Source organism: Micromonospora citrea (genome assembly GCF_049629545.1).
GTDB classification, from domain to species: Bacteria; Actinomycetota; Actinomycetes; order Mycobacteriales; family Micromonosporaceae; genus Micromonospora; species Micromonospora citrea_A.
On sequence record NZ_JBNADX010000001.1, the window covers coordinates 482,329 to 504,350 of the forward strand.

At 73.9% G+C, this 22,022-nt stretch carries 22 protein-coding genes; 19 read left to right on the forward strand and 3 right to left on the reverse strand.

Translation table 11 applies throughout. The features are described 5' to 3' along the window. Positions 1-255: 255 nt before the first annotated feature. The 6 genes from ACPFP2_RS02045 (at position 256) to ACPFP2_RS02070 (ending at position 4,946) form a co-directional block, all read left to right on the forward strand. Positions 256-987 carry an SRPBCC family protein gene (locus tag ACPFP2_RS02045; RefSeq protein ID WP_424085440.1) on the forward strand — a complete coding sequence of 244 codons (732 nt, stop codon included), beginning with the start codon at positions 256-258 and terminating at the stop codon, positions 985-987. Further along, positions 984-1,388, forward strand: coding sequence for a cupin domain-containing protein (locus ACPFP2_RS02050; protein WP_424085441.1), 405 nt, complete (start codon positions 984-986; stop codon positions 1,386-1,388). Before ACPFP2_RS02045 ends, ACPFP2_RS02050 begins: the two co-directional genes overlap by 4 nt. Continuing rightward, a complete protein-coding gene (locus ACPFP2_RS02055; protein WP_424085443.1) occupies positions 1,385-2,653 on the forward strand; it encodes a beta-ketoacyl-[acyl-carrier-protein] synthase family protein in 1,269 nt (422 codons plus the stop codon). The genes ACPFP2_RS02050 and ACPFP2_RS02055 overlap by 4 nt, the downstream gene beginning before the upstream one ends. Further along, the gene (locus ACPFP2_RS02060; RefSeq protein ID WP_424085445.1) at positions 2,650-3,900 is read left to right on the forward strand and encodes a beta-ketoacyl synthase N-terminal-like domain-containing protein; all 1,251 of its coding nucleotides are present in this window, start codon (positions 2,650-2,652) and stop codon (positions 3,898-3,900) included. The genes ACPFP2_RS02055 and ACPFP2_RS02060 overlap by 4 nt, the downstream gene beginning before the upstream one ends. Then, entirely contained in the window at positions 3,897-4,220 is a 324-nt protein-coding gene (locus ACPFP2_RS02065) for an antibiotic biosynthesis monooxygenase family protein (RefSeq protein ID WP_424085447.1), read from the forward strand. The genes ACPFP2_RS02060 and ACPFP2_RS02065 overlap by 4 nt, the downstream gene beginning before the upstream one ends. Before the next feature lie 405 nt (positions 4,221-4,625). Continuing rightward, on the forward strand, positions 4,626-4,946 hold the full coding sequence (locus tag ACPFP2_RS02070; RefSeq protein WP_424085449.1) for a DMT family transporter: 321 nt from the start codon (positions 4,626-4,628) through the stop codon (positions 4,944-4,946). Between the two features lie 115 nt (positions 4,947-5,061). Here the strand turns inward: ACPFP2_RS02070 and ACPFP2_RS02075 are convergent, their stop codons facing one another. Further along, positions 5,062-5,982: a CocE/NonD family hydrolase C-terminal non-catalytic domain-containing protein gene (locus tag ACPFP2_RS02075; RefSeq protein WP_424085451.1), complete on the reverse strand. Its 921-nt coding sequence runs from the start codon at positions 5,980-5,982 to the stop codon at positions 5,062-5,064. Between the two features lie 383 nt (positions 5,983-6,365). Between ACPFP2_RS02075 and ACPFP2_RS02080 the strand changes: the two genes are divergently transcribed. Beyond that, the gene (locus ACPFP2_RS02080) at positions 6,366-7,757 is read left to right on the forward strand and encodes a class I adenylate-forming enzyme family protein (RefSeq protein WP_424085453.1); all 1,392 of its coding nucleotides are present in this window, start codon (positions 6,366-6,368) and stop codon (positions 7,755-7,757) included. Positions 7,758-7,792: 35 nt separating this feature from the next. Here ACPFP2_RS02080 and ACPFP2_RS02085 read toward each other — a convergent pair whose 3' ends face one another. Next, the gene (locus ACPFP2_RS02085) at positions 7,793-8,398 is read right to left on the reverse strand and encodes a 4'-phosphopantetheinyl transferase family protein (RefSeq protein WP_424085455.1); all 606 of its coding nucleotides are present in this window, start codon (positions 8,396-8,398) and stop codon (positions 7,793-7,795) included. 17 nt (positions 8,399-8,415) lie between these two features. Between ACPFP2_RS02085 and ACPFP2_RS02090 the strand changes: the two genes are divergently transcribed. From ACPFP2_RS02090 to ACPFP2_RS02145, 12 genes are all read left to right on the forward strand, one after another. Further along, entirely contained in the window at positions 8,416-8,682 is a 267-nt protein-coding gene (locus ACPFP2_RS02090) for an acyl carrier protein (RefSeq protein WP_424085457.1), read from the forward strand. Next, positions 8,682-8,927 (forward strand): hypothetical protein, encoded by a 246-nt coding sequence (locus ACPFP2_RS02095; protein WP_088974802.1) that lies wholly within the window; start codon positions 8,682-8,684, stop codon positions 8,925-8,927. The genes ACPFP2_RS02090 and ACPFP2_RS02095 overlap by 1 nt, the downstream gene beginning before the upstream one ends. Next, positions 8,920-10,167, forward strand: coding sequence for a beta-ketoacyl-[acyl-carrier-protein] synthase family protein (locus tag ACPFP2_RS02100; protein ID WP_424085460.1), 1,248 nt, complete (start codon positions 8,920-8,922; stop codon positions 10,165-10,167). The genes ACPFP2_RS02095 and ACPFP2_RS02100 overlap by 8 nt, the downstream gene beginning before the upstream one ends. Further along, on the forward strand, positions 10,164-10,682 hold the full coding sequence (locus ACPFP2_RS02105) for a beta-ketoacyl synthase chain length factor (RefSeq protein ID WP_424085462.1): 519 nt from the start codon (positions 10,164-10,166) through the stop codon (positions 10,680-10,682). The genes ACPFP2_RS02100 and ACPFP2_RS02105 overlap by 4 nt, the downstream gene beginning before the upstream one ends. Then, on the forward strand, positions 10,679-12,295 hold the full coding sequence (locus ACPFP2_RS02110; protein WP_424085464.1) for a class I adenylate-forming enzyme family protein: 1,617 nt from the start codon (positions 10,679-10,681) through the stop codon (positions 12,293-12,295). Before ACPFP2_RS02105 ends, ACPFP2_RS02110 begins: the two co-directional genes overlap by 4 nt. Continuing rightward, positions 12,292-13,551 (forward strand): beta-ketoacyl-[acyl-carrier-protein] synthase family protein, encoded by a 1,260-nt coding sequence (locus ACPFP2_RS02115; protein ID WP_424085466.1) that lies wholly within the window; start codon positions 12,292-12,294, stop codon positions 13,549-13,551. Before ACPFP2_RS02110 ends, ACPFP2_RS02115 begins: the two co-directional genes overlap by 4 nt. Before the next feature lie 70 nt (positions 13,552-13,621). Then, positions 13,622-14,731, forward strand: coding sequence for a 4-hydroxyphenylpyruvate dioxygenase (gene hppD / locus ACPFP2_RS02120; protein ID WP_424085468.1), 1,110 nt, complete (start codon positions 13,622-13,624; stop codon positions 14,729-14,731). Beyond that, positions 14,728-15,651, forward strand: a complete 924-nt coding sequence (locus ACPFP2_RS02125) for a phytanoyl-CoA dioxygenase family protein (RefSeq protein WP_424085470.1) — start codon at positions 14,728-14,730, stop codon at positions 15,649-15,651. Before hppD ends, ACPFP2_RS02125 begins: the two co-directional genes overlap by 4 nt. A 1-nt stretch (position 15,652) precedes the next feature. Further along, entirely contained in the window at positions 15,653-16,450 is a 798-nt protein-coding gene (locus ACPFP2_RS02130; protein ID WP_424085472.1) for a DUF3050 domain-containing protein, read from the forward strand. Beyond that, complete coding sequence (locus ACPFP2_RS02135) at positions 16,447-17,418, forward strand: thiamine pyrophosphate-dependent dehydrogenase E1 component subunit alpha (RefSeq protein WP_424085473.1); 972 nt, start codon at positions 16,447-16,449, stop codon at positions 17,416-17,418. Before ACPFP2_RS02130 ends, ACPFP2_RS02135 begins: the two co-directional genes overlap by 4 nt. Continuing rightward, a complete protein-coding gene (locus ACPFP2_RS02140; protein WP_424085475.1) occupies positions 17,418-18,392 on the forward strand; it encodes an alpha-ketoacid dehydrogenase subunit beta in 975 nt (324 codons plus the stop codon). Before ACPFP2_RS02135 ends, ACPFP2_RS02140 begins: the two co-directional genes overlap by 1 nt. After that, positions 18,389-19,747, forward strand: a complete 1,359-nt coding sequence (locus tag ACPFP2_RS02145; protein ID WP_424085477.1) for a hypothetical protein — start codon at positions 18,389-18,391, stop codon at positions 19,745-19,747. The genes ACPFP2_RS02140 and ACPFP2_RS02145 overlap by 4 nt, the downstream gene beginning before the upstream one ends. Here the strand turns inward: ACPFP2_RS02145 and ACPFP2_RS02150 are convergent. After that, complete coding sequence (locus ACPFP2_RS02150) at positions 19,737-21,986, reverse strand: ATP-binding protein (protein ID WP_424085479.1); 2,250 nt, start codon at positions 21,984-21,986, stop codon at positions 19,737-19,739. The two genes, ACPFP2_RS02145 and ACPFP2_RS02150, sit on opposite strands and share 11 nt — an antisense overlap. Between the last annotated feature and the right edge of the window lie 36 nt (positions 21,987-22,022).

Genomic DNA, 22,022 nt, shown 5'->3' on the forward strand with positions numbered 1-22,022 from the left:
CGTGCCGGCGTCGGCCGCCGTACCGCCGCCGGAGCGCGCCGGCGCACCACGGGCGTTCGCCGTCCCGCCGGTGTCCGGGGCGACCGCGCCGGCCGGGCCGCGACCGTCCGTCGCGCCGCCGCTGCGCCCGGCCGTGCCGCCGCTGCGCGGCGCCGTCGCGCCGGAGCCGCCCGGGCCCGCGCCGTCCACCCGTCCGGTCGCCGCCACCCACGGCGCCGGCCGTCCGTCCGTCCTGACCGCGACCGAGGAGGAACGATGACCGTCACGCACGGCCAGCCACTCACCACCGAGATCACCGACATCCTGGTGGCGCACTGCGGCCTGGACGCCGACGCGGCCGCCCGCGCGCCCGCCGCCTCGCTGGAGGAGCTGGGCATGGACTCCCTGGCCCTGCTGGAACTCTCCGCCGTGGTCGCCGACCGGTGGCGGGTGCAGATCCCCGAACAGGCCGGGCAGCTCAGCATCCCCGCCGTGGCCGACCTGGTCGCCCGGGGCGCCCGGCCGGCGGCCGGGCAGACCGGGAGCAGCGCCGGGCACACCGAGAACAGCATCGTCATCGCCGCCCCGCTGCCCCTGGTCTGGGACATCACCAACGACGTGGCCGGCTGGACGGAGCTGTTCACCGAGTACGCCGTGGTGGAGATCCTGCACCGCGACGGCGACACGGTGCGCTTCCGGCTCACCATGCACCCCGACGAGAACGGGATCTCCTGGAGCTGGGTCAGCGAACGCACGGCCGACCCCGCGACCCGACAGGTCCGGGCGCACCGGGTGGAGACCGGGCCGTTCGAGTACATGCGGATCCACTGGAGCTACACCGAGGAGCCCGACGGCACCCGGATGACCTGGGTGCAGGACTTCGCGATGAAACCGGGCGCGCCGGTGGACGACGCGGGCATGACCGAGCGGATCAACACCAACAGCAGGATCCAGCTCGCCGTCATCAAGGACAAGATCGAGCAGGCGTACGCGGGAGGAACCCGATGACCGAGATCACCACCGGGCCGGTCGCCGCCCGGGACGTCGCCGCGGACCGGCGGCGCGGCGGCGAGCTGCGGGTCCTGCTCGGCCCGCGCACCGTCGGCAGCACCTCCGGCTTCATGGGGGTGGCGGCGCTCGCCTGCGGGGAGCGGATCGCCGAGCACTACCACCCCTACAGCGAGGAGTTCCTGTACGTGGCGCGGGGCGCCATCACCGTCGACCTGGACGACGAGCCGGTCCCGCTCGCCGCCGGGGAGGCGCTGTTCGTGCCGCGCAACGTGCGCCACCGGCTGCGCAACACCGGCGACGAGGCGGCCGAGGTGGTCTTCCACCTCGGGCCGCTGGCCCCGCGCCCGGAACTCGGCCACGTCGACACCGAACTGGTCGAACAGCGGGGCGCGTCGTGACCGGGCGCCGCACGGTCGTCACCGGCGTCGGGGTGGTCGCGCCGGGCGGCGCCACCCGGGACCGCTTCTGGAAGACCGTGACCGAGGGGCGTACGGCCACCCGGCGGATCAGCTTCTTCGACCCGTCGCCGTTCCGCTCCCAGATCGCCGCCGAGTGCGACTTCGACCCCGACGCCGCCGGCATCACGCTGGCCGAGCGGCAGCGCGCCGACCGGTACGTGCAGTTCGCGCTGGCCTGCTCCACCGAGGCACTGGCCGACAGCGGCCTGGAACTCACCGACGCCGAGCGGGAGGTCACCGGCGTGGTGCTCGGCACCGCCGTCGGCGGCACCATGGCCCTGGAGCAGGAGTACGTGCGGGTCAGCGACACCGGTCGGCGGTGGCTGGTCGACCACACCCTCGGCGGGCCGTACCTCTACCCGGCGCTCGTGCCGAGCAGCCTCGCCGCCGACGTGGCCGTGCGGCACGGCCTGCACGGGCCCGCCCAGGTGATCTCCACCGGCTGCACCTCCGGCATCGACGCCATCGGCTACGCCCACCAGCTCATCGTCGACGGCGAGGCCGACGTCGTGCTGGCCGGCGCGTCGGACTCGCCGATCTCCCCGGTCACCGTCGCCTCGTTCGACGCGATCAAGGCGACCAGCCCGGACAACGACGACCCGGCGCACGCCTCGCGCCCGTTCGACGCCGACCGGCACGGCTTCGTCCTCGCCGAGGGCGCCGCGGTGCTGGTGCTGGAGGAGTGGGAGCACGCCCGCCGGCGGGGCGCGCACGTCTACTGTGAACTGTCCGGCTACGCCACCCGCGCCAACGGCTTCCACATGACCGGGCTGCGTCCGGACGGGGTGGAGATGGGGTTGGCCATCACCGACGCGTTGCGCCAGTCGCGGCTGTGCCCGCAGGACGTGTCGTACATCAGCGCGCACGGCTCCGGCACCCGGCAGAACGACCGGCACGAGACGGCGGCGTTCAAGCGGGCGCTCGGCGAGGCGGCGTACGCGGTGCCGATCAGCTCGATCAAGTCGATGGTCGGGCACTCGCTGGGCGCGATCGGCTCGATCGAGATGGCCGCCTGCGCGCTGGCCATCGAGTACGGGGTGGTGCCGCCGACGGCCAACTGGGCCACCCGGGACCCGGAGTGCGACCTGGACTACGTGCCGAACGTGGCCCGGGAGACCCCGGTGGACGTGGCGCTGTCGGTGGGCAGCGGCTTCGGCGGGTTCCAGTCCGCGATGGTCTTCCGCCGGCTGGCGGTGCCCGCGTGAGCGTCCGGGCGGTGGTCACCGGGATCGGCGTGGTGGCGCCCAGCGGCGTCGGCGTCGACGCGCACTGGCGCACGGTGGTCGAGGGCACCCGGCGCACCGGGCCGATCACCCTGTTCGATCCCGCCGGTTATCCGACCCGGGTGGCCGGCGAGGTGTCCGGCTTCGACCCGTCGGCGTACGCCGACGCCCGGCAGCTCGTGCAGACCGACCGCTGGACCCACCTCGGCTTCGCCGCCACGAAGCTCGCCCTCGCCGACGCCGGGCTGCCCGAGCGCGCTCCCGACCCGTACGGCTGGGCGGTCGCCCTGGCCAGTTCGTCGGGGGGCAACCTGTTCGGGCAGCGGGAGCTGCAACGGCTCTGGGCAGGCGCCGGCCGCACCGTCGGGGCGTACCAGTCGATCGCCTGGTTCTATGCGGCCAGCGTCGGGCAGCTCTCCATCCACCACCAGTTCAAGGGGCCGTGTGCGGTGCTGGTCGCCGAGTCCGCCGGCGGGCTGGACAGTCTCGCCCACGCGGTGCGCACCGTGCGTCGGGGCACGCCGGTGGTCCTCGCGGGCGCGACCGAGTGCCCGCTGAGCCCGTACGCGCTGGCCTGTCAGCTCCGCTCCGGCCTGCTCAGCGACGTCTCCGACCCGGAGGCCGCGTACCGGCCGTTCGACCGCACGGCGGGTGGCTACGTGCCCGCCGAGGGCGGGGCGGTGTTCGTGGTGGAGGAGCTGGGGCACGCCCTGGCCCGGGGCGCCCGCGTCTACGGCGAGGTGACCGGCTGGGGGGCCACCCACGACGCCGCGCACACCGGCCCGGACGGCGCGGGCGACCCGGGCCGGTACGCCCGGGCGATGCGGCTGGCCCTGGACCGCTCCGGTGTCGGCGCGGACGAGGTGGACGTGGTCCTGCCCGATGCCCTCGGGGTGCCCCGCTACGACCGGGCCGAGGCCGAGGCGCTGCGCGCGGTCTTCGGTGACCGGCCGCCGCCGGTGAGCACGCACAAGCCGCTGACCGGCCGCGCCCATCAGGGCGGCTCCGCGCTGGACGTGGCGACGGCGCTGCTCGCCTTCCGGCACGACACGCTGCCCGCCTCCGCCGGCCCCCGTGAGCCGGCGCCGGGCTGCGAGCTGGACTTCCTGCGTACGCCCCGGCAGCCGCGCAGTCGGCTCGCGCTGGTCTGCGCGCGGGGTTTCGACGGTTTCAACAGCGCGCTGGTGTTGCGCGGGGCGCCACCGGCACCGAGAGGAGCAGCGGAATGAGTGTGGAACGGGCCCGGATCGTCTTTCTGGTACGTGTCGCCGAGGAGCGCACGGCGGACTTCCTGCGCGCGTACGAGGCGGTGCGTCACCTGGTCGCCGAGGGCGTGCCGGGGCACCTGGTGGACCAGGTGTGCCGCTCGGCCGCCGACCCGGAGCAGTGGTTGATCACCAGCGAGTGGGAGACCCTGGCCGACTTCGAGGCGTGGGAACGCAGTCCCGAGCACCGGGACCTGGTGCGACCGATGCGGGAGTGCTTCAGCGACGCCCGGTCGTTGCGCTTCGTCATCCACGCGCAGACCCCGGAGGTGGCCCGGGTCTGACCGGTCGCCGCCCGGCCCTTTCCCGGTCGCGACCGGCGACGCAGGACTGTCACTACCGGTCACCGTCGGCCGTCAACCAGGGCCGCTACGGTGTGTCACCGGCCTGGTGGGGCCCGCCCATCCGTAGCGCGTCCTTTGCTCTGCACCCATCGACGCACCACCACCGTGACCAGGCGGCGGGTCGAGTGAAGCGGTCGACACGACCGCGTTGTCGCGCTACTCGATGTGACTGGTGCGTCCGTGGGTGCAGAGCAAAGCGGGCCAACCCCGGTGTCGGTGCTGCGTCGCACGGTTACATCGGGTTAGGGAGCTGTCGCTGTCGCCGACCGGAACCGAGGGGTCGGCACCGGTGGGACGGCCTGCCGGCTCACGGCCGGCTGCGCGCCGTCGTCGAGGATGACGGGCATGGCGTACGTCTTCCTGCTGCTCGCGATCTCCGCCGAGGTCCTCGGCACCAGCCTGCTCAAGGCGACCGACGGGTTCACCCGGCTCTGGCCGACCCTCGGCCTGGCCGGGTCGTACCTGTTCGCCTTCGGCATGCTCGCCCTGGCGGTGCGCGACATCCCGGTCGGCGTGGCCTACGCGGTCTGGTCCGGGCTGGGCACGGCGGCGATCGTGGCGATCGGCGCGGTGTTCCTCGGCGAGCCGCTCAGCGTCACGAAGGTGATCGGCGTCGGCCTGGTCGTCGCCGGGGTGGTGGTGCTCAACCTCGGCGGGGCCCACTAGGTGCCCCCGCCGCCAGCCGGGCCGGCGACCGGCCGGTGATCAGGACAGGCCGCCGGCAGCAGCTTCCGGTGGGCCCGCGCCGGTCGTCCGGCGCGGGCCCTTCGGCGGTGTGTGCTCAGCAGGGGCCGAGGTCGACCCAGACGCCGTACTGCCCGGTGGTGCCCGGCTCCTGGTTCTGCGTCCACCACTGGGCCCGCCAGCGGTGGCCACCGTGCGACACCACGTCGCCGGTGTTGTAGATGGACGTGGGCTGCCACGCCGGATCCGTGCAGGCCGGTGCCGGCGCGACGGTCAGCGGCAGGACCGCGCGGCTGGCCCCGAGCGCCACCGTCACCTGGCCCGCCTGCTCGTCGGGGTGGACGAACGCGTTGAGGTTGCCGGTGAGGATCAGGCCGATCTGGCTGCCCGCCGGGAAGACGTAGTCCTTGGGCTCCAGCAGGATGGTGCCGGTGTGCTGCTGCCCCGGCGTCAGGGGCGTGGCGGTGGTGAGCGAGTCGCGGTTCTTGGCGTCGAGAGACCCGCGCGCCACCACCCGGGTGCTCGACCCGCCGGTGTAGTGCACCAGCAGCGCGGTGAGCGGGGTGCTGGCGGTGGCCGGGGTGAACGTCACCTCGATCCGGGCGGCGCCGGAGAGCCGGTGCGCCGATTGCAGCGCCGGGCCGAGGTACGCCAGCCGGTAGCTCTGGGCGGTGCCGGGGCTCGCCACCATCGTCGTCTCCGCCACGGTGCCGGAGCTGGTGAACTGCTGGTTGCCGGCGACCGGGGCGCTGGTCAGGCTGCCGGCGCCGCCGTTGCCGGCCGGGCCGAGGTGCAGCGACGTCGGCGTGGTCGTCGGCGGGGGCCACGTCGCCTCGGTCACCCGGGTGCCGTCCGGTCGGGCCACGGTGGCCTGGGGTTCGTCCATGACGCCGTTGTCGATGTCGTACAGCCAGTGGTCCATCCACCGGCCGACCGGGTCCCTGGGCTCGTTGTGGAACGGGTCGACGTGCGCGCCGTCGTGCAGGTACACCTTGCGCGGCACGGCATGGGCGCTCAACTCAGAACCTCGACCGGGGCAGAACCCGGTTGTGATCAACGTCTACTTCGGAGAGTGTTCGCACCGGGACGGTGCGATGCTCGGCCACCGACCCCGGATCCGGGTCGCCGATCGACCGTCCTGTCGGGTATTGGTCGGGTGTACCCGACGTGCCCGGGCATGTGGGCATGATGCATCCACAGTGGCGGCGCCATCACCGTACGCGCCCGATCCTGCCTGTCCGATCGAGCGTCGGCAATCCGGCCAGCCGCCTTTTTTGATCTAGCCATTTGCATCTAGCAATGATTCTCGAGGCTGTCGTAGGGTTCCGACAGCACCCCGAAAGATGCACCTGATGGGCGGATTACGCCCTATTTGACGCTGGGCGGTGGGCGGCAGTGACCATGGATCGTCCGACGGAAAATCTTACGGCACAGGACCAGTCCTGGGTCGACGACGTATTGCTCGCCGGGTCTGCGGCCGACATTTGTCTGCGACTTCCGGAAGAAGTCGACCGGGGCACCTTGCGCCGATTGGTCGCCGATGCGCAGACCCGTCTGGCCGCCGCCGGACTACGTCCCGGTGGGGCCGCCGCGCTGCGGCTGCCGCCCTCGCTGGCGTACGTGGTGAACCTGCTGGCCACCTGGCGCAGCGGCGCGCAGGCGATCCTGCTCGACCACCGCCTCACCGACCACGAGGTCGACCGGGCGCTGGAACGACTCACCCCGCAGGTGGTCGTCGCCCCGGTCCGCAGCGGCGGCGGCGCGCTGCGCATCTTCGTCGACGTCACCGAGGGTGTCACCGCCCACTCGACGCACCCCGCCGTCAGCGGGCACGCGGTGATCCAGCTCAGCTCCGGCTCCACCGGGCCGTCCAAGGTGATCGGGCGTACCGCCGCGGACCTGGTCGCCGAGGTGCACCGCTACACCCGCATCGACGGGGTGGCCCTGCCCGGCGAACGGATCATCCTGCTGCCGTCCATGGTGCACGTGCTGGGCCTGGTCGGCGGCCTGCTCTACGGTCTGCACGCCGGCGTCGAGCTGGCCCCGCCGGAACGGCTGGGCGGTGACGCCATCCTCGCCGCCATCCGCGCGCAGGACACCCCGGCGACCGTGCTCGGTGTGCCGTTCCACATCGGACTGCTCGCCTCCACCCGCGCCGACGGTCCGCTGCCGCAGCTCAAGCGGATGACCACCGGTGGGGAACTGGTGCCGGCGGCGACCGCCCAGGCGTTCGCCGACCGCTTCGGCGTCCCGCTGGGCAACATGTACGGGATGACCGAGGTCGGGGTGATCGGCACCGACCTGTACGGCCGCCACCGCCCCTCGATCATGCCGGCCCCCGGCATCGAGGTGCGCGAGGTCGGCGGCGAGCTACAGGTGAGCTGCCCCGCCTCGCCGTACGTGGGGCTCAGCGACCCCACCCGGTGGGCCGACGGTTGGCTGCACACCCGCGACGCCGGGATCGTCGATGCGGCCACCGGCCTGGTCACCATCAAGGGCCGGCTCGACTCGCAGGTCTCCGTCGGTGGTTTGAAGGTGGACCTCACCGAGGTCGAGAGCACCCTCACCGGGCTGCCCGGGGTCGCCGCCGCCGTGGTCGTCTACGACGACGGCATCACCGCCTACGTGCAGCCCGACGGGCCGCTGTCGGAGGAGGTGCTGGAGAAGCTGCTCGCCGAACGGCTCGCCGGCTACAAGCGTCCGCGTACCCTGCACCTGCTCGACCAACTGCCCCGGACCACCACCGGCAAGCTGGTGCGTGCCGTGCCCGTGCTGCGGGCGGCCGCGCCGTGACCGGCCCGCTGGGCGAGCAGCCGAGCACCACCGGGCTACCGCAGGAGCACCGTCACCTCGCCGGCCGGCGCGGCGACCGCGACGGCCAGCACCAGCCCTTCCGGGCACGCCGGGTGTCCGACCCGGACGTCGACCAGCCCGGGGACCGGACGCAGCAGCGACCGGGGATGCTCGGGCACCGGCATGAGCCGCCGCGACCCGCCGTCGCGCAGCCCTCGGCCGAGCGCCTTGCCGACCGCCTCCTTGGCCGTCCACAACAGCAGGAAGCCGTCCGCCCGGTCGACCTCCGGCAGTCCGTGCAGCCAGGTGACCTCCGGTGGCGCGTACCAGCGGCGGGCCAGCGCCACCGCGGGCAGCCGGCGGCGCCGCTCGACGTCCACCCCGACCGCTCCGGCCCGACGGGCGGCGACCACCACCACACCGTCGCCGTGACTGACGCTCACCGGCAGCACGTCGACCCCGGCCCTCACCCACGGCCGACCGTCCGGCCCGTGACCGACCACGACCTCCCGCTCCACCCGGCCGAGCAGCGCGGACCCCGCGCGCCGCAACAGCCGCCGCGCCACCTCCGGCCGACCGCCGGCGGTACGGCCGACCCACACGTGCACGGTGTCCTGACCGGACACCGGTAGCTCGCCCACGAAAAGAGGTTAAAGCCATGCGAGACGAGGTCCGCACCTTCGTCATCGAGCAGCTCGAGGACATGAACTACGACGTCGAGGAGGTCGACGACACGACCACCCTCGGTCCGTCCGGCGTCGACCTGGAGTCCCTGGCCCTGGCCGACCTGGCCGTCCGGGTGGAGGACCGCTACGGCGTGAAGTTCGCCGACGACGAGTCGGAGAAGCTCGCCCTGATGACCGTCGGCGAGTTCACCACCATGGTCGCCGCCCGGGTCGCCGGGTCGACCAGCGACAACCGCTGATGTCCGGTCAGCCCGACCTGGGGCGAGCTGACCTGGTGAGCATGCTCGCCGAACTGACCGCGAAACCCGTCGACCAGGTGCCGCACCGGGTCGGCTCGATGGAACTCGCCTGGCTCGTGCACCTGGTCGAGCAGCGCTACGACCGGCGGATGGACCTCACCGACGACCAGCTCGCCGGCATCCGTACCGTCGACGACGCCCTGGCGGTGTTCCGCACCTCGCTGACCAGCCCCGCAGATGGGTGAGCGGGAGCCCGTACCGATCTCCGGAATGCATGCGGTCAGCGCCCTGGGCAGGGGCGCCGACGCGCAGCTCGCCGGTGTGCTCCACGGAGCACCGGCGTTCCGGCCGGTACGCCGATTCGACACCACCGGCCGCCGGGTGACCGTCGCGGCGACCCTGCCCGACGTCGGGACGCTGCCCGACGAACTGGCCGACGCGATCGACGCCGCCTGCCGGTCCGCCGGCCTGACCGCCGCCCAGCGGACGGAGTCGGCGTTGCTGCTGGCCACCCACGGCGGTCCACTGTCGCAACCCGGCGCGTTCCGCGACGACCGGCCGGTCGGGGCGACCGGTGGTCCGACCACGGCCGTCGGCCGGATCGCCGTCACCGGCGGCCCGACCGGGGCTCCCGGTGGCAGCGCCGAGCCGGACGACGGCGCGGCGCCCGGCGGGCCGCAGGTGCCCGCGCTCGTCGCGCACCTGGCCCGGCGGTGCGGGCTCGGCGGCCCGACCAGGACGTACACCAGCGCCTGCGTCTCGGCGAGCACGGCGGTGGCCGACGCCGCCGCCATGATCCGCCGGGGCGACCGGGAACGGGTCGTGGTCGCCGCCGGCTACCTGGTCGAGCCGGACCAGTTCGCGCTCTTCGACGCCGGCCGGGCGCTCGCCGCCGACGGGGCCGTACGCCCGTTCAGTGCCGGACGCAAGGGCCTGCTGCTCGGCGACGGGGTGGCCGCGCTGGTGCTGGAGTCCGCCGGGGCGGCCCGCCGCCGGGGCGCCGAGCCGGTCGCGACCCTGCACGGCTGGGGACGGGCCGGGGACGCGTACCACCCGTGCCAGCCGGACCCGGCCGGACGCGGGCTTGCCCGGGCCGTCGGGGCGGCGCTGGGCAGGGCGGGACTGCCCGCCGACGCGCTCGGCTACGTCAACGCCAACGCCACCGGCACCGGGTACAGCGACGCCTCCGAGGCGGCCGCGCTGCGCCTCGCCCTCGGCGACCTCGCCGACCGGGTCCCGGTCAGCTCCACCAAGTCGCTGCACGGGCACGCGCTGGAAGCCTCCGGCCTGCTCGAACTGGTGGTCACCGTGCTGGCCCTGCGGCACGGCAAGCTGCCGGTCAACGCCGGCTGGCTCGGCCCCGACGAGGCCTGCCCGCTGGACGTCGTCACCGACGCGCCCCGGCCCGTCGGCAACCCGTACGCGCTCAGCCTCAACGCGGCCTTCGGCGGCGCGAACACCGCCCTGCTGGTGGGCGCGCCGTGAGCGCGGGGTCGGCGACGGCCCGGCTGTTGGCCGAGGCGCGCTGGCCCGAACCCGGCGACGGTGATCCACCGCCGCTGCCCGGGTTCGTGCACTCGCCGTTCCACCCGCTGGTGGCCGCGGTCGCCGAACGCTGCCTCACCCGTCGGTACGGCGAACGCCCCGCCCCGCCGCAGGTGCGCTGCGCGGTGGTGCTGGCCAGCGCGGCGGGGGACCGGCCCAGCGCCGAGCACGTCCGGGCCACGGTCGCCGCCGGGGGCCGGATCGGGCCGCTGTTCTTCTTCCAGTCGGTGCCGAACAGCGTCGCCGGGCACGTCGCGGCGCGCTGGGGACTGGACGGCCCGGTGGTGTGCCTGAGCCCGACGGGGGACGCGAGGGCCGACGCCACCGCCGAGGCGGAACTGCTGCTGCACGACGGCGACGCCGACGAGGCGTTGCTGGTCCTGATCGAACAGGCACCCGACGGGACCCCCACCGGGGCGGTCGCGGTGCTGCTGGGGGGAGGAACGAGTCCATGAGGACGAAGGGACTGCGCGGGGCGCTCGCCGCCGACACCGGGATCGGCGCCGGCAACGTGCTCGCCCGGGTACTGGCGCACGGGGCGGACCCGCAGGGGCCGGGGTTGACCTTCGACAGCGCCGTCGACGGGCACCCGGCCGAGCGGCCGCTGACCCTGGGCCAGCTCGACGAGCGGGTAGCCGCCCGGGCCGCCTGGCTGCACGAGCGGGGGGTGCGCCCCCGCGACCCGGTGGCGGTCTGGGCCACCGGCGCCGCCGACATGGTGCTCAGCTTCCTGGCCCTGGCCCGTCTCGGCGCGATCCCGGCGCTGATGAACGGCAAGCTGCGCCCGGAGATCGCCGCCGAGTACATCCGCCGGCTGCGGGCCGCCGGGGTGCTCGCCGACGCCGCGCACACCGAGCTGCTCGCCGGCCACGAGCTGGGCGCGCCGCTGCTCGGCCAGCCCGCCGAGGCGGGCGCCGGCGACCCGGCAGCCGCCCCCGCCCACTACCGTCACCACGACGAGGATCCGATCGTCATCACCCACACCTCGGGTACGACCGGGGTGCCCAAGGCGGTGCTGCACTCGCACGCCAGCCTCTTCGCCGCCACCCGGCACCTGCTGTCCATGCCGCAGGCGCAGGGCACCAGCCGCATCCTCAACGCGCTGCCCGCCCCGCACACCGCGACCGTGCTGATGGTCAACCAGGCGCTGGGCAACCGGGCGGAGATGTTCCTCCTGTCCGACCAGGGCGGGGAGCGGGTGCTCGACGCCATCCAGCGGTGGCGCCCGGACGGCGTGTTCGGCTTCTCCGTCACCTGGGCGGAGCTGGCCCGCTTCGACCTGTCCGGGTACGACCTGGACTCGGTGCGGCTGTGGTTCAACACCGGCGACTGCTCGCACGAGCCGCACGTACGCCGCCTGGTCGCGGTCGGCTCCCGCGACGTGATGACCCGCGACGGGGTGACCCGGGTGCCCGGCTCGGTCTTCATCGACGGGCTCGGCTCCAGCGAGATGGGGCACTCGATGTTCCACGTCACGCACACCGTCGACACCGACCGGTACGGCCGCTGCGTGGGCCGCCCGTACCGGTTCACCAAGGTCGCCGTGCTCGACCCGGACGGCAACGAGCTGCCCCCGGGACAGGTGGGGTGGCTCGGCATCGACTCGCCGTCGCTGTTCCGTGGCTACTGGAACGACTCGGTCACCACGTACCGGTCCCGGCTGCGCGGCTGGTACCTCACCGGCGACCTGGTGTACGCCGACGCCGACGGCCGCTACTACCACCTGGACCGGGCGGTCGACTCGGTCGACGCCGGGGACGGCCGGTGGTTCTTCACCGCGCTGTCGGAGGAGCGGATCCTCGCCGCCTGCCCCGACGTGACCGACTGCACCGTCGTCATCGTCCGCGAGGGCGACGCGGTGGTCACCGACGTGCTGCTCGAACTGGCCGCCGGCGCGGACCCGGACACCGACCGCACCCCGGCGGTGCGCGCCGCGCTCGGCGCGGACGTCGGGGCGACCCTGCGCCGGGTGGTGCCGGTGCGCGCCGACGACATCCCGGTCACCGTCACCGGCAAGGTCCGCAAGGTGGCGCTGCGCGAGCGCTACCTGAGCGAGTCACCGTCATGACCGCCGTCATCACCGGGATGGGGCTGTTCAGCCCCGTCGGGCGGGGAGCGGCGGCCACCTTCGACGCGTTGACCAGCGGCAAGTCGGGGCTGACCCGCCCGCCCGAGGGGCACCCCGCCCGGGAGTCGCTGGAGGTCGCCGGCCTGCTGCCGGAGATCGACCCGCGCACGGTCGTCGCCGGCCCGGAGAGCAAGGTGCTGGACCGGATCGTGGTGCTGGCCCTGCTCACCGCCGTCGACGCGCTCGCCGACGCCGGCATCGAGGTCGGCCGGGACGTCGACCCGCAGCGCATCGGGGTGATCGTCGGCGGGGTGGGCGGCATGTCCACCCTGGAGTCGCAGGTGATCGCCCGGACCGCCCGGGGCCGGGCCGCGGTCAGCCCGTACCTGCTGACCGGGATCCTGCCGAACATGCCGGCGGCGCGGATCGCCATCGCGCACGGCATCCGCGGCTACAGCTCCTCGGTCGGCACGGCCTGCGCCTCCGGCGCACAGTCCGTCGCCGACGCGGTCCGGCTGATCCGCGCCGGCGAGGCCGACGTGGTGCTCTGCGGGGCCAGCGAGGCGCCGCTGTTCCCGACCTTCGCCGACACCTTCGGCAACGCCCGGGCCCTCGCCCGGGGCTGGGACGACCCGACCGAGGCCAGCCGCCCGTTCGACCGCCGGCGCAACGGGTTCGTCCTGGCCGAGGGGGCGGCGCTGCTGGTGCTGGAGCGCGCCGAACACGCCGCCGCACGCGGCGTCACCGGCTACGCCGAGGTCATCGGGTACGGGGCGACGACCGACGCGTACCACCCGACCGCGCCCCGGCCCGACGGCGCGGGAGCGGCCGAGTGCATGCGGCGGGCGCTGGCCGCCGGGGGAGTGACCGCCGGTGACGTCGGCTACGTCAACGCCCACGGCACCGGCACCAAGCTCGGAGACGTCGCCGAGACGACTGCGCTGGCCGAGGTTTTCGGCGACGGTGGAGTGCCGGTCAGCTCCACCAAGGCGCTCACCGGGCACCTGCTCGGCGCCTCCGGGGTGGTGGAGGCGGCGGCCTGCGCGCTGGCGCTCGGCGCGGGCCTGCTGCCCCCGACGTACCACCTCGACGACCCGGACCCGGACTGCCCGGCGGACCACGTCCGTGGGCGGGCCCGGCCGAGCGGGACCGACTTCGCACTGACCAACTCGTTCGGCTTCGGCGGCCAGAACGTCAGCCTGCTGCTGCGGCGCATCGCCGGGGCGGGCGCGCGGGCGGCCGGGCCGCACAGCTGATCGACGCTCCACCCCGGGCGGCACGCGCCCGGGCAGCGGTCACGGGGGGACATGGGGAAGGGCTGGACAGATGGACATACGTGGAATCGATCACATCGAACTGTACGTGGGGGACGCCCGGCAGGCCGCCTTCTACTTCGGCACCGCCGTCGGCTTCCAGCTGCGGGGACAGGGGGGACCGGAGACCGGGCTCGACGGGCAGCGCTCCCTGCTGCTGACCCAGGGCGACATCCGGATGGTGCTCACCACCGGGCTGACCGCCGAGCATCCCGCCACCGAGTACGTACGTCGGCACGGCGACGGGATCGCCGTGGTGGCCCTGGAGGTCGACGACGCTGCCGGGGCGTACGCGCAGCTGGTGGCCCGGGGTGCGACCGGGGTGACCGCGCCACGCACCTGGACCGGCGTGGACGCCGAGGTGGTGACCGCGGAGGTCGGTGGCTTCGGCGACGTGCTGCACCGTCTCGTCGAGCGGCGCGGTGACCGGGCGGAGTTCCTGCCCGGGGCGGTGGAGCTGGCCCCGGCGGCCGGCGCCGGGCAGAAGCTGCTGCTCGACGTCGACCACCTGGCGGTCTGCGTGCCGCCCGGGCAGCTCGCCGCCATCGTCGGCCACTACGAGCGGGTCTTCGGCTTCCGGGAGATCTTCACCGAGCACATCGAGGTCGCCGGGCAGGCGATGAACTCGACGGTGGTGCAGAGCGCCTCCGAGCGGGTCACCCTGGTGCTGCTGGAACCGGACACGTCCCGGCGGCCCGGGCAGATCGACGCGTTCCTCACCGAGCACCACGGCGCCGGGGTGCAGCACCTCGGGCTGCGCACCGACGACATCGTCACCGCCGTCGGCGCGCTGGCCGAGCGCGGGGTGCGCTTCGCCGGGACCCCGGCCACCTACTACGACGACCTGGAGCGGCGCGTCGGCACGGTCGACGCGCCGCTGGACCGCCTCTGCGAGCTGGGCATCCTGGTCGACCGCGACCACGGCGGCCAGCTGTTGCAGATCTTCACTGAGTCGATGCACGTGCGGCGCACCCTCTTCCTCGAACTCATCGAGCGGCGCGGGGCGCGCACCTTCGGCAGCGGCAACATCAAGGCGCTCTACGAAGCCAAGGAACGGGAGCTGGCCGCGGCGGGGGCGACCCCCGGCGTCGGGGCCGGCACGGCACGAGGAGTTGGGGCATGACCACCACACATCCGACACTGACCGCCGAGGAGGAGGCGCTGCTCCCCTCCGACGAGGACGTGCGCTTCTACGCCGAACACGGCTGGTACCTGTCGAAGAAGCTGTTCACCGACGAGGAGGTGGACGCGCTCACCGCGGCCACCGACCGCTACTACGACGGCGAACGCGACCGCACCCTGCCGGCACGGCCGCCGAAGCTCGCCTACTGGGACCCGTCGAAGGGGCCGGTGCAGCGGCACAACGACTACGTCCACTACGAGCACGACGCGATCGGCGCGATCCTGCGCAAGCCGCTGATCGGGGCGGTCGCCGCCCGGCTGGCCCGCGCCGACGAGATCCGCGTCTTCCAGTCGACGCTGATCTACAAGCCGCCGATCTCCGGTGAGCCCTCGAACATCGTGCCGTGGCACTTCGACAAGCACTACTGGGCGTCCTCGTCGTCCGAGGACATGCTCACCGCGTTCATCCCGTTCCACGACTGCGGCGAGGAGATGGGCACCATCACCATGGTCGACGGCTCGCACCGCTGGTCCGAGATCGGCGCGGACGACACCGTGGTGCGGCACTTCGCCGAGCGCGACCGCGACCAGCTGGAGGAGATGCTGGCCGAGAACGCGGCGTACAACGGCGCGGAGATCCGCAAGATCCCGATGGTGATCCCCAAGGGACACATGAGCTTCCACCACTGCCGCATCTACCACGGCAGCGGCGCCAACGTCAGCGCTCGTCCCCGCCGGGCCGTCTCGCTGCACCTGCAGGACGGCGCGAACGCCTGGCGGGAGTTCCCGCTGTCGGACGGCACGTACGCGTCCTACAACCACGACGTGCTGGTCCGCCGCACCGACGACGGGCGGCCGGACTACGCCGACCCCGACTACTGCCCGGTCATCTGGCGCGAGCGCGCCCCGCAGGGAGGCTGACATGTCACGGTACGACTGGGGTAGGACGCACCCGGGCATCGAGCGGCTGGAGCAGGCGGTGACCGACCGCCGCGACGTGGTCGTCAAGCACCCGCTCTACGCCAACCTGGACACCCACGAGGCGCTGGTGACCTTCATGGAGCACCACGTCTTCGCGGTCTGGGACTTCATGTCCCTGCTGAAGTCGTTGCAGCGGCAGCTCACCTGCGTGAGCGTGCCGTGGATCCCGACCGGCCCGACCGGCAGCCGCCGTCTGATCAACGACATCGTGATGGTGGAGGAGAGCGACGAGCTCGGCGAGGGCTACATCAGCCACTTCGAGCTCTACGTGCGGGGCATGCGGGAGGCCGGGGCGGACACCACCGCCGTGGACCGGCTGGTCGACCTGCTGCGGGCCGGTCGGCCGGTGGGCGAGGCGCTGACCGAGGCGGGTGTGCCCGGTCCGTCGGCCGAGTTCGCCGCCACCACCTGGAAGATCATCGAGATGACCCCGGTGCACTGTCAGGCCGCGGCCTTCGCGTTCGGCCGGGAGGACCTGATCCCCGACATGTTCACCCAGGTCGTCGCCGTCAACGAGCGCAGCAACCGGCTGCACACGTTCGTCGACTACCTGGAGCGGCACATCGAGGTCGACGGCGAGCAGCACACCCCGATGGCGATGCAGATGCTCGCCGACCTCTGCGGCGACGACGACGTCAAGTGGCAGGAGTGCGCCGACACGGTCAACCTGGCGCTGACCGCCCGGGCGAAGCTGTGGGACGACATCCTCGCCGCGGTGAAGGAGGGGCGCGACACGTGACCGACGCCGACCCGGTCCGGCTCTACCGCACGGTACGGCTGATCCGCCGCTTCGAGGAGCGGGCCATCGACCTGGTCCGTGCCGGGACGATCGTCGGCGGCATCCACCCGTACCTCGGTCAGGAGGGGATCGCCGCCGGGGTGTGCGCCGCGCTGCGCGGGACGGACCTGGTCACCGGCACCCATCGCGGGCACGGGCACGTGCTCGCGAAGGGTGCCGACCCGGCCCGGATGATGGCCGAGCTGTGCGGGCGGGAGACCGGCCTCAACCGGGGCCGGGGCGGGTCGATGCACGCCGCCGACTTCTCGGTCGGGGTGCTCGGCGCCAACGCCATCGTCGGCGCCGCCGGCGCGATCCTCACCGGAGCGGTGTGGGCGCACCGGCGGCGCGGCGAGGACGTGGTCGGGGCGACCTTCTTCGGCGACGGCGCGGTCAACGAGGGGATGCTGCTGGAGGCGTTCAACCTGGCCGCGCTCTGGCGGGTGCCGGTCCTGTTCGTCTGCGAGAACAACGGCTACGCCACCACCATGCCCGTCGACGGCGCGGTCGCCGGCACCATCACCGGCCGCGCCGAGGCGTTCGGCATGCCGGCGGCCGTCGTCGACGGCCAGGACCCGCAGGAGGTACGCGCGGCCGCGGCCGCCGCCGTCGGGCGGATGCGCGACGGCGGCGGGCCGGAGCTGATCGAGGCCCGCACCTACCGCTTCGACGCCCACCACACCTTCGAACACGTGGTACGCCTCGACTACCGCCCGGCCGAGGAGGTGGCCGCCGGCCGGTCCCGGGACCCGGTGCGGATCCAGGGCGGGCGGCTGTCCGACGCCGAGCGGGCCGCCGTCGACGCCGAGGTGGAGGCCACCCTCGACGCGGCCGTCGCGTACGCCCTGGCCGGCCCCGAACCGGACCCGGCCGGGGCACTCGACCACCTGTACGCCAGCGGGCTGACCGCCCGGTCGGGAGGTGCCTGATGCCCAGGCTGTCGTACCGCAGGGCGCTCACCCGGGCGCTCGCCGACGAACTCGCCCGCGACGAGCGGGTGTTCCTGCTCGGCGAGGACATCCGGGTGGCCGCCTCGCACGTCACCGCCGGACTGTTCACCCGGTTCGGCCCGGACCGGGTGCTCGACACCCCGCTGTCGGAGCAGGCGTTCACCAGCTTCGCCACCGGGGCGGCGCTGGCGGGGATGCGGCCGGTGGTGGAGTTCCAGATCCCGTCGCTGCTCTTCCTGGTCTTCGAGCAGATCGTCAACCACGCGCACAAGTTCCCACTGATGACCGGTGGGCAGTGTGCCGCCCCGGTCACCTACCTGGTGCCCGGCTCCGGCTCCCGGACCGGCTGGGCGGGGCAGCACTCCGACCACCCGTACTCGCTCTTCGCGCACGTCGGGATCGTCACCGCGGTGCCGGCCACCCCGACCGACGCGTACGGGCTGCTGGTGTCGGCGATCCGGCACGACGACCCGGTGGTGGTCTTCGCCCCGGCCGGCGCGCTCGACGTGCGCGAGGACGTCGACTTCGCCACCCTCGCCCCGGTGCCGCTCGGCCGGGGCGTGGTACGCCGGCCCGGCGACGACGTCACGGTGGTCGCCGTCGGGCACCTGGTGCACGACGCCCTCGCCGTCGCCGAGGAGCTGGCCGGGCAGGTGTCGGTGGAGGTCTTCGACCCGCGCACGCTCTACCCGTTCGACCTCGACGGGTTGTGCGCGTCGGTGGCGAGGACGGGCCGGCTGGTGGTGGTCGACGACTCCAACCGGTCCTGCGGCATCGCCGCCGAGATCATCACCAGCGTCGTGGAACGGGTGCCGCTGGCCGCCCCGCCCCGGCGGGTCACCCGCCCGGACGGGGCGGTGCTCCCCTTCGCCCCCGGGCTGGACCGGGCCGTGCAGCCCGGCCGGGCCGCCCTTACCGCCGCCATCCACCTCGTCACCAAGGACGGAACATGACCGACGTGAACTACCCGTGGCCGCCGGCCGGGCAGGCGTGGCAGAGCCTGCCGGAGCAGACCCGGCGGGCGATGGTCGCCGCCGGCGCGCAGGAGTGGGAGCGGATCTTCCACGGCCGGGCGACGTACAACAAGCAGTGGCGGCTGGCCCGGCCGACGGTGATGACGGCCGACTCGTTCCGGGAGCTCAACGACGTCTGCGACCGGATCGCCCAGCTCATCCTGGAGGCCTGCCGGCGGCGTGCCCGTACGGCGGGGGAGCTGCGTGCGCTGCTCGGCGTGCCGCAGGGCGACACCCGGCTGCTCGACGAGGACGAGCCGTTGTCCGAGGCGCTGCTGGCGGCGTACCGGCCGGACGTGCTGCTCTCCGGTGGTGAGCCGAAGATCGTCGAGTACAACATCGACAGCAGCCTCGGCGGGGGCTTCGACGCCGACACCGTGATCCAGCGCTTCGCCGCGCTGTACCGGGAGCGGGGCCTGCTCGACGGGGTGCCGGCCCGGCCCGCGCCGTCCCTGCTCGACCAGCGGTTCGTGGCGATCCGCGACGAGCTGGGGCTGGCCGACGGGGCCCGGGTGGCCCTGCTGATGGACTTCGACGCCGACTACCCGGGCCTGGACGACCCGGAGACGTTCATCCGCATCCTGTCGCCCCTGGTCGCGCAGGCCGCCGGATTCGGCATCGACCTGGTCATCGCCCCGGTCGCCACGGCCCGGTTGGACGACGCGAAGCGGCTGGTGGTCGACGGCGCGCCGGTCGACGCGCTGTTCCGGCTCTTCGTGCCCAACCGGGTCACCCCGAGCGCCGGCCTGGAGGCGGTGGCCGGCGCGTTGGCGGCCGGCACCCTGCCGATGTTCGTCAGCGCCGCCGCCTGGCTGCTCGGCAACAAGATCAATTTCGCCTGGCTGTACGAGGACCTCGACCAGCTCCCCGCCGACGACCAGGCGCTGATCCGCCGCTACGTGCCGCACACCGTGGCGCTCACCGGGGCCGAACTGGACCGGGCCCTCGCCGACCAGGCACACCTGGTCGCCAAGCCGGCCGACGGCTCCGCCGGCCACGACGTGCTGATCGGCCCGGAACTCAGCCCGGCCGCCTGGGCCGACGGGGTACGCGCGGCGATCGCCCGGGGCGGCAACATCCTGCAGGCGTACATGCCGGCCGACCGGGTGGCGATGGACTTCGTGCAGATCGAGACCGGCGAGGTGGTCACCGCCGACGTGCCGTACAGCATCGCCCCGTACCTGTTCGGCCGCACCGGCTCCGGAGCCCTGGCCCGGGTCGGCTACCCCGGCTGCGAGGGGGTGCTCAACCTGGCCCGCGGCGTCCTGATGACCGGCATGCTCCTCACCGACTGACCGGTCCCGCCCGCCCGCCGCCCGACAGGGACCGTCGTACGGAGTCCGCGGCCTCCCGGTTGCCCAGCCGCTCGTACTGCGCGATGGCCGCCGCGAACGCGGAGGCCGCGTCCTCCGGACGACCCTGGGCGGCCGCCACGGTGCCGAGCGCACGGTTCGCGGCTCCCACCCCGGCGCCGTGCCGGATCCTGACGAAGATGTCCAGCATGGACCGAAAGTCCTGCTCGGCGTCGGGATGGCGCTCGTCCTCCGCCGCGAGCCAGCCCCGCTCGTGGAAGCAGTATCCACGCAGGAAGTCGTCGTCCAGATGCGCGGCGATGTCGAAGGCCTGTCTCGTCAGCTCCGCCGCCTTCACCCGGTGGCCGCCGAGCTTGTGCGCCGCGGCCAGCCCGAGGAGCACCCAACCGTGCAGGGCCGTGCTCGGCGCCGGAAGGAGCGCCACCGCCGGTTGCAGCACCCGAATGCTGTCCCGGGGACGGCCGACGGTGTTGTACAGGGTGCCCAGCGCCGAGCGGACCTCGACCTCCTCCTCGACCGCGTGCGACTGCCGGAACAGGCGCAGCGCCCGAAGCAACGCGCTCTCCGCCTCGTCGGGTCGGCCGTACGCCCGCAGCGCCTCACCCAGCCGGCGAGCGGTCTGCGCCAGCTCCCCGGGGTCGTCGAGCCGCTCGGCGAGTGCGAGGGCCTCCCGCGCGGTGGCCAGCTCGGGCTCCACCTCACCGGCCAGGCCGTAGGAGTGCGAGACCCATCGCAACGCGCGTACCCGTCTCCGGTCGTCGCCCGACGACGCGGCGGCCTCCGCCGCCGACCGCCACAGCGGCAGCCGGTAGCTGTGGTCGTCCGCCGCGGTCAGCAGCGGGTGCACCGCCTCGACCAGCGCCCACGCCTGGTCGGTGAGTCCTTCGGCGACCGCGGTCCGCAGCACGGCCAGGACGGTGTCGCGTTCGTCCGCGATGCCGCCGCTCGTCCCCGCCCGATCCCGTAACCAGTCCAGTTGCCGGAGCAGACACGCGACACGGTCGCCGGGAGTCTCCTGCCGCTGCAGCATCTCCACTGCGAACAACCGCAGCAGGTCGTGCAGTCGGTAGCTGCGTGGCGTCGGCGCCTCGATCAGGAAGGCGTCCACCAGCCGGTCCAGGGCGCTCAGCACGACAGGCTCGTCGAGGCCGCACCGACGCGCCGCCGACGTCACCCCGAACACCGCACCCGGATGCGAGCCGGCTCGCCGGAACACCAGCCGGTCGATGTCGTCCAACTCGTCGTACGTCGTCCGGAAGGTGGACCTGATCGCCGTGTCGCCCAGTCTCAACTCGTCCAGCCGCCGACTCTCGTCCTGCAGCCGGTCCGCAAGGGCGGACAGGGTCCAGCTCGGCCGCGCCCGCAGCCGGGAGGCGACGATGTGCACCGCGAGCGGCAGCCCCGCACAGACCTCGACCAGCCGTCGGGCGCCCGAGGGATCCGCGGCGACCCGGTCCGCTCCGACGGTCACCGTGAGCAGTTCCAGTGCCTGCCCGGTCGACAGCGCGTCGAGGGTCAGCACAGCGGCCCCCGGCAGGTCGGCGATCAGCCGGCGACTGGTGACCAGGGTCAAGCAGCCCACGCCCGCCGGGATCAGCGCTCGCACCTGCGCCGCGTCCGAGGCGTCGTCGAGCAGGACGAGAAGCCGCTGGTCGGCGACCACGGACCGGAAGCGTGACGACATCTCCTCGAGAGTGCCCCGCCGTTCCTCCTCGTCGCGCCCGACCGCCCTGAGCAATCGGATCAGCGCCTCCCGCGGTGCCAGCGGAGTGGGACCGGCGCCGCCCAGGGTGAGGTAGAGCTGGCCGTCGGGGAAGCGCCCGCGGACCCGGTGGGCGTAGGACAGGGCCAGGGCGGACTTTCCCGTGCCCGCCGAGGCCGAGAGTGTGACGACCTGAGCCCCCGCGACGACCAGCTCCTCGACGGCGGCGATCTCGGCCTCCCGGCCGACGAGTCGCGGCGCGACCGGAAGTTGACCCGGTGGGAGAGGGGTCTCCGCCGCCCGGACGGCGGATGACGCGGAACGCGGGTCGACCTGGCCGAGGCGGTGCTGCCACAGGGCCAGGCCCACCCCGGCGAGGGTCAGGGTGGCGACCGTGGGCCAGGCCAGCCAGCCGTACGCCGCGAACCGCCCGGGCAACTGCCCGCCGGTTGCGACGTTGACCACGACCGCCAGGGCGACCGAGAGCAGACTCGACACCGTCACCAGCAGCAGGGACACCTGCCGGCGAGGACCGGTTCGCTCTCCCCGGGGGAC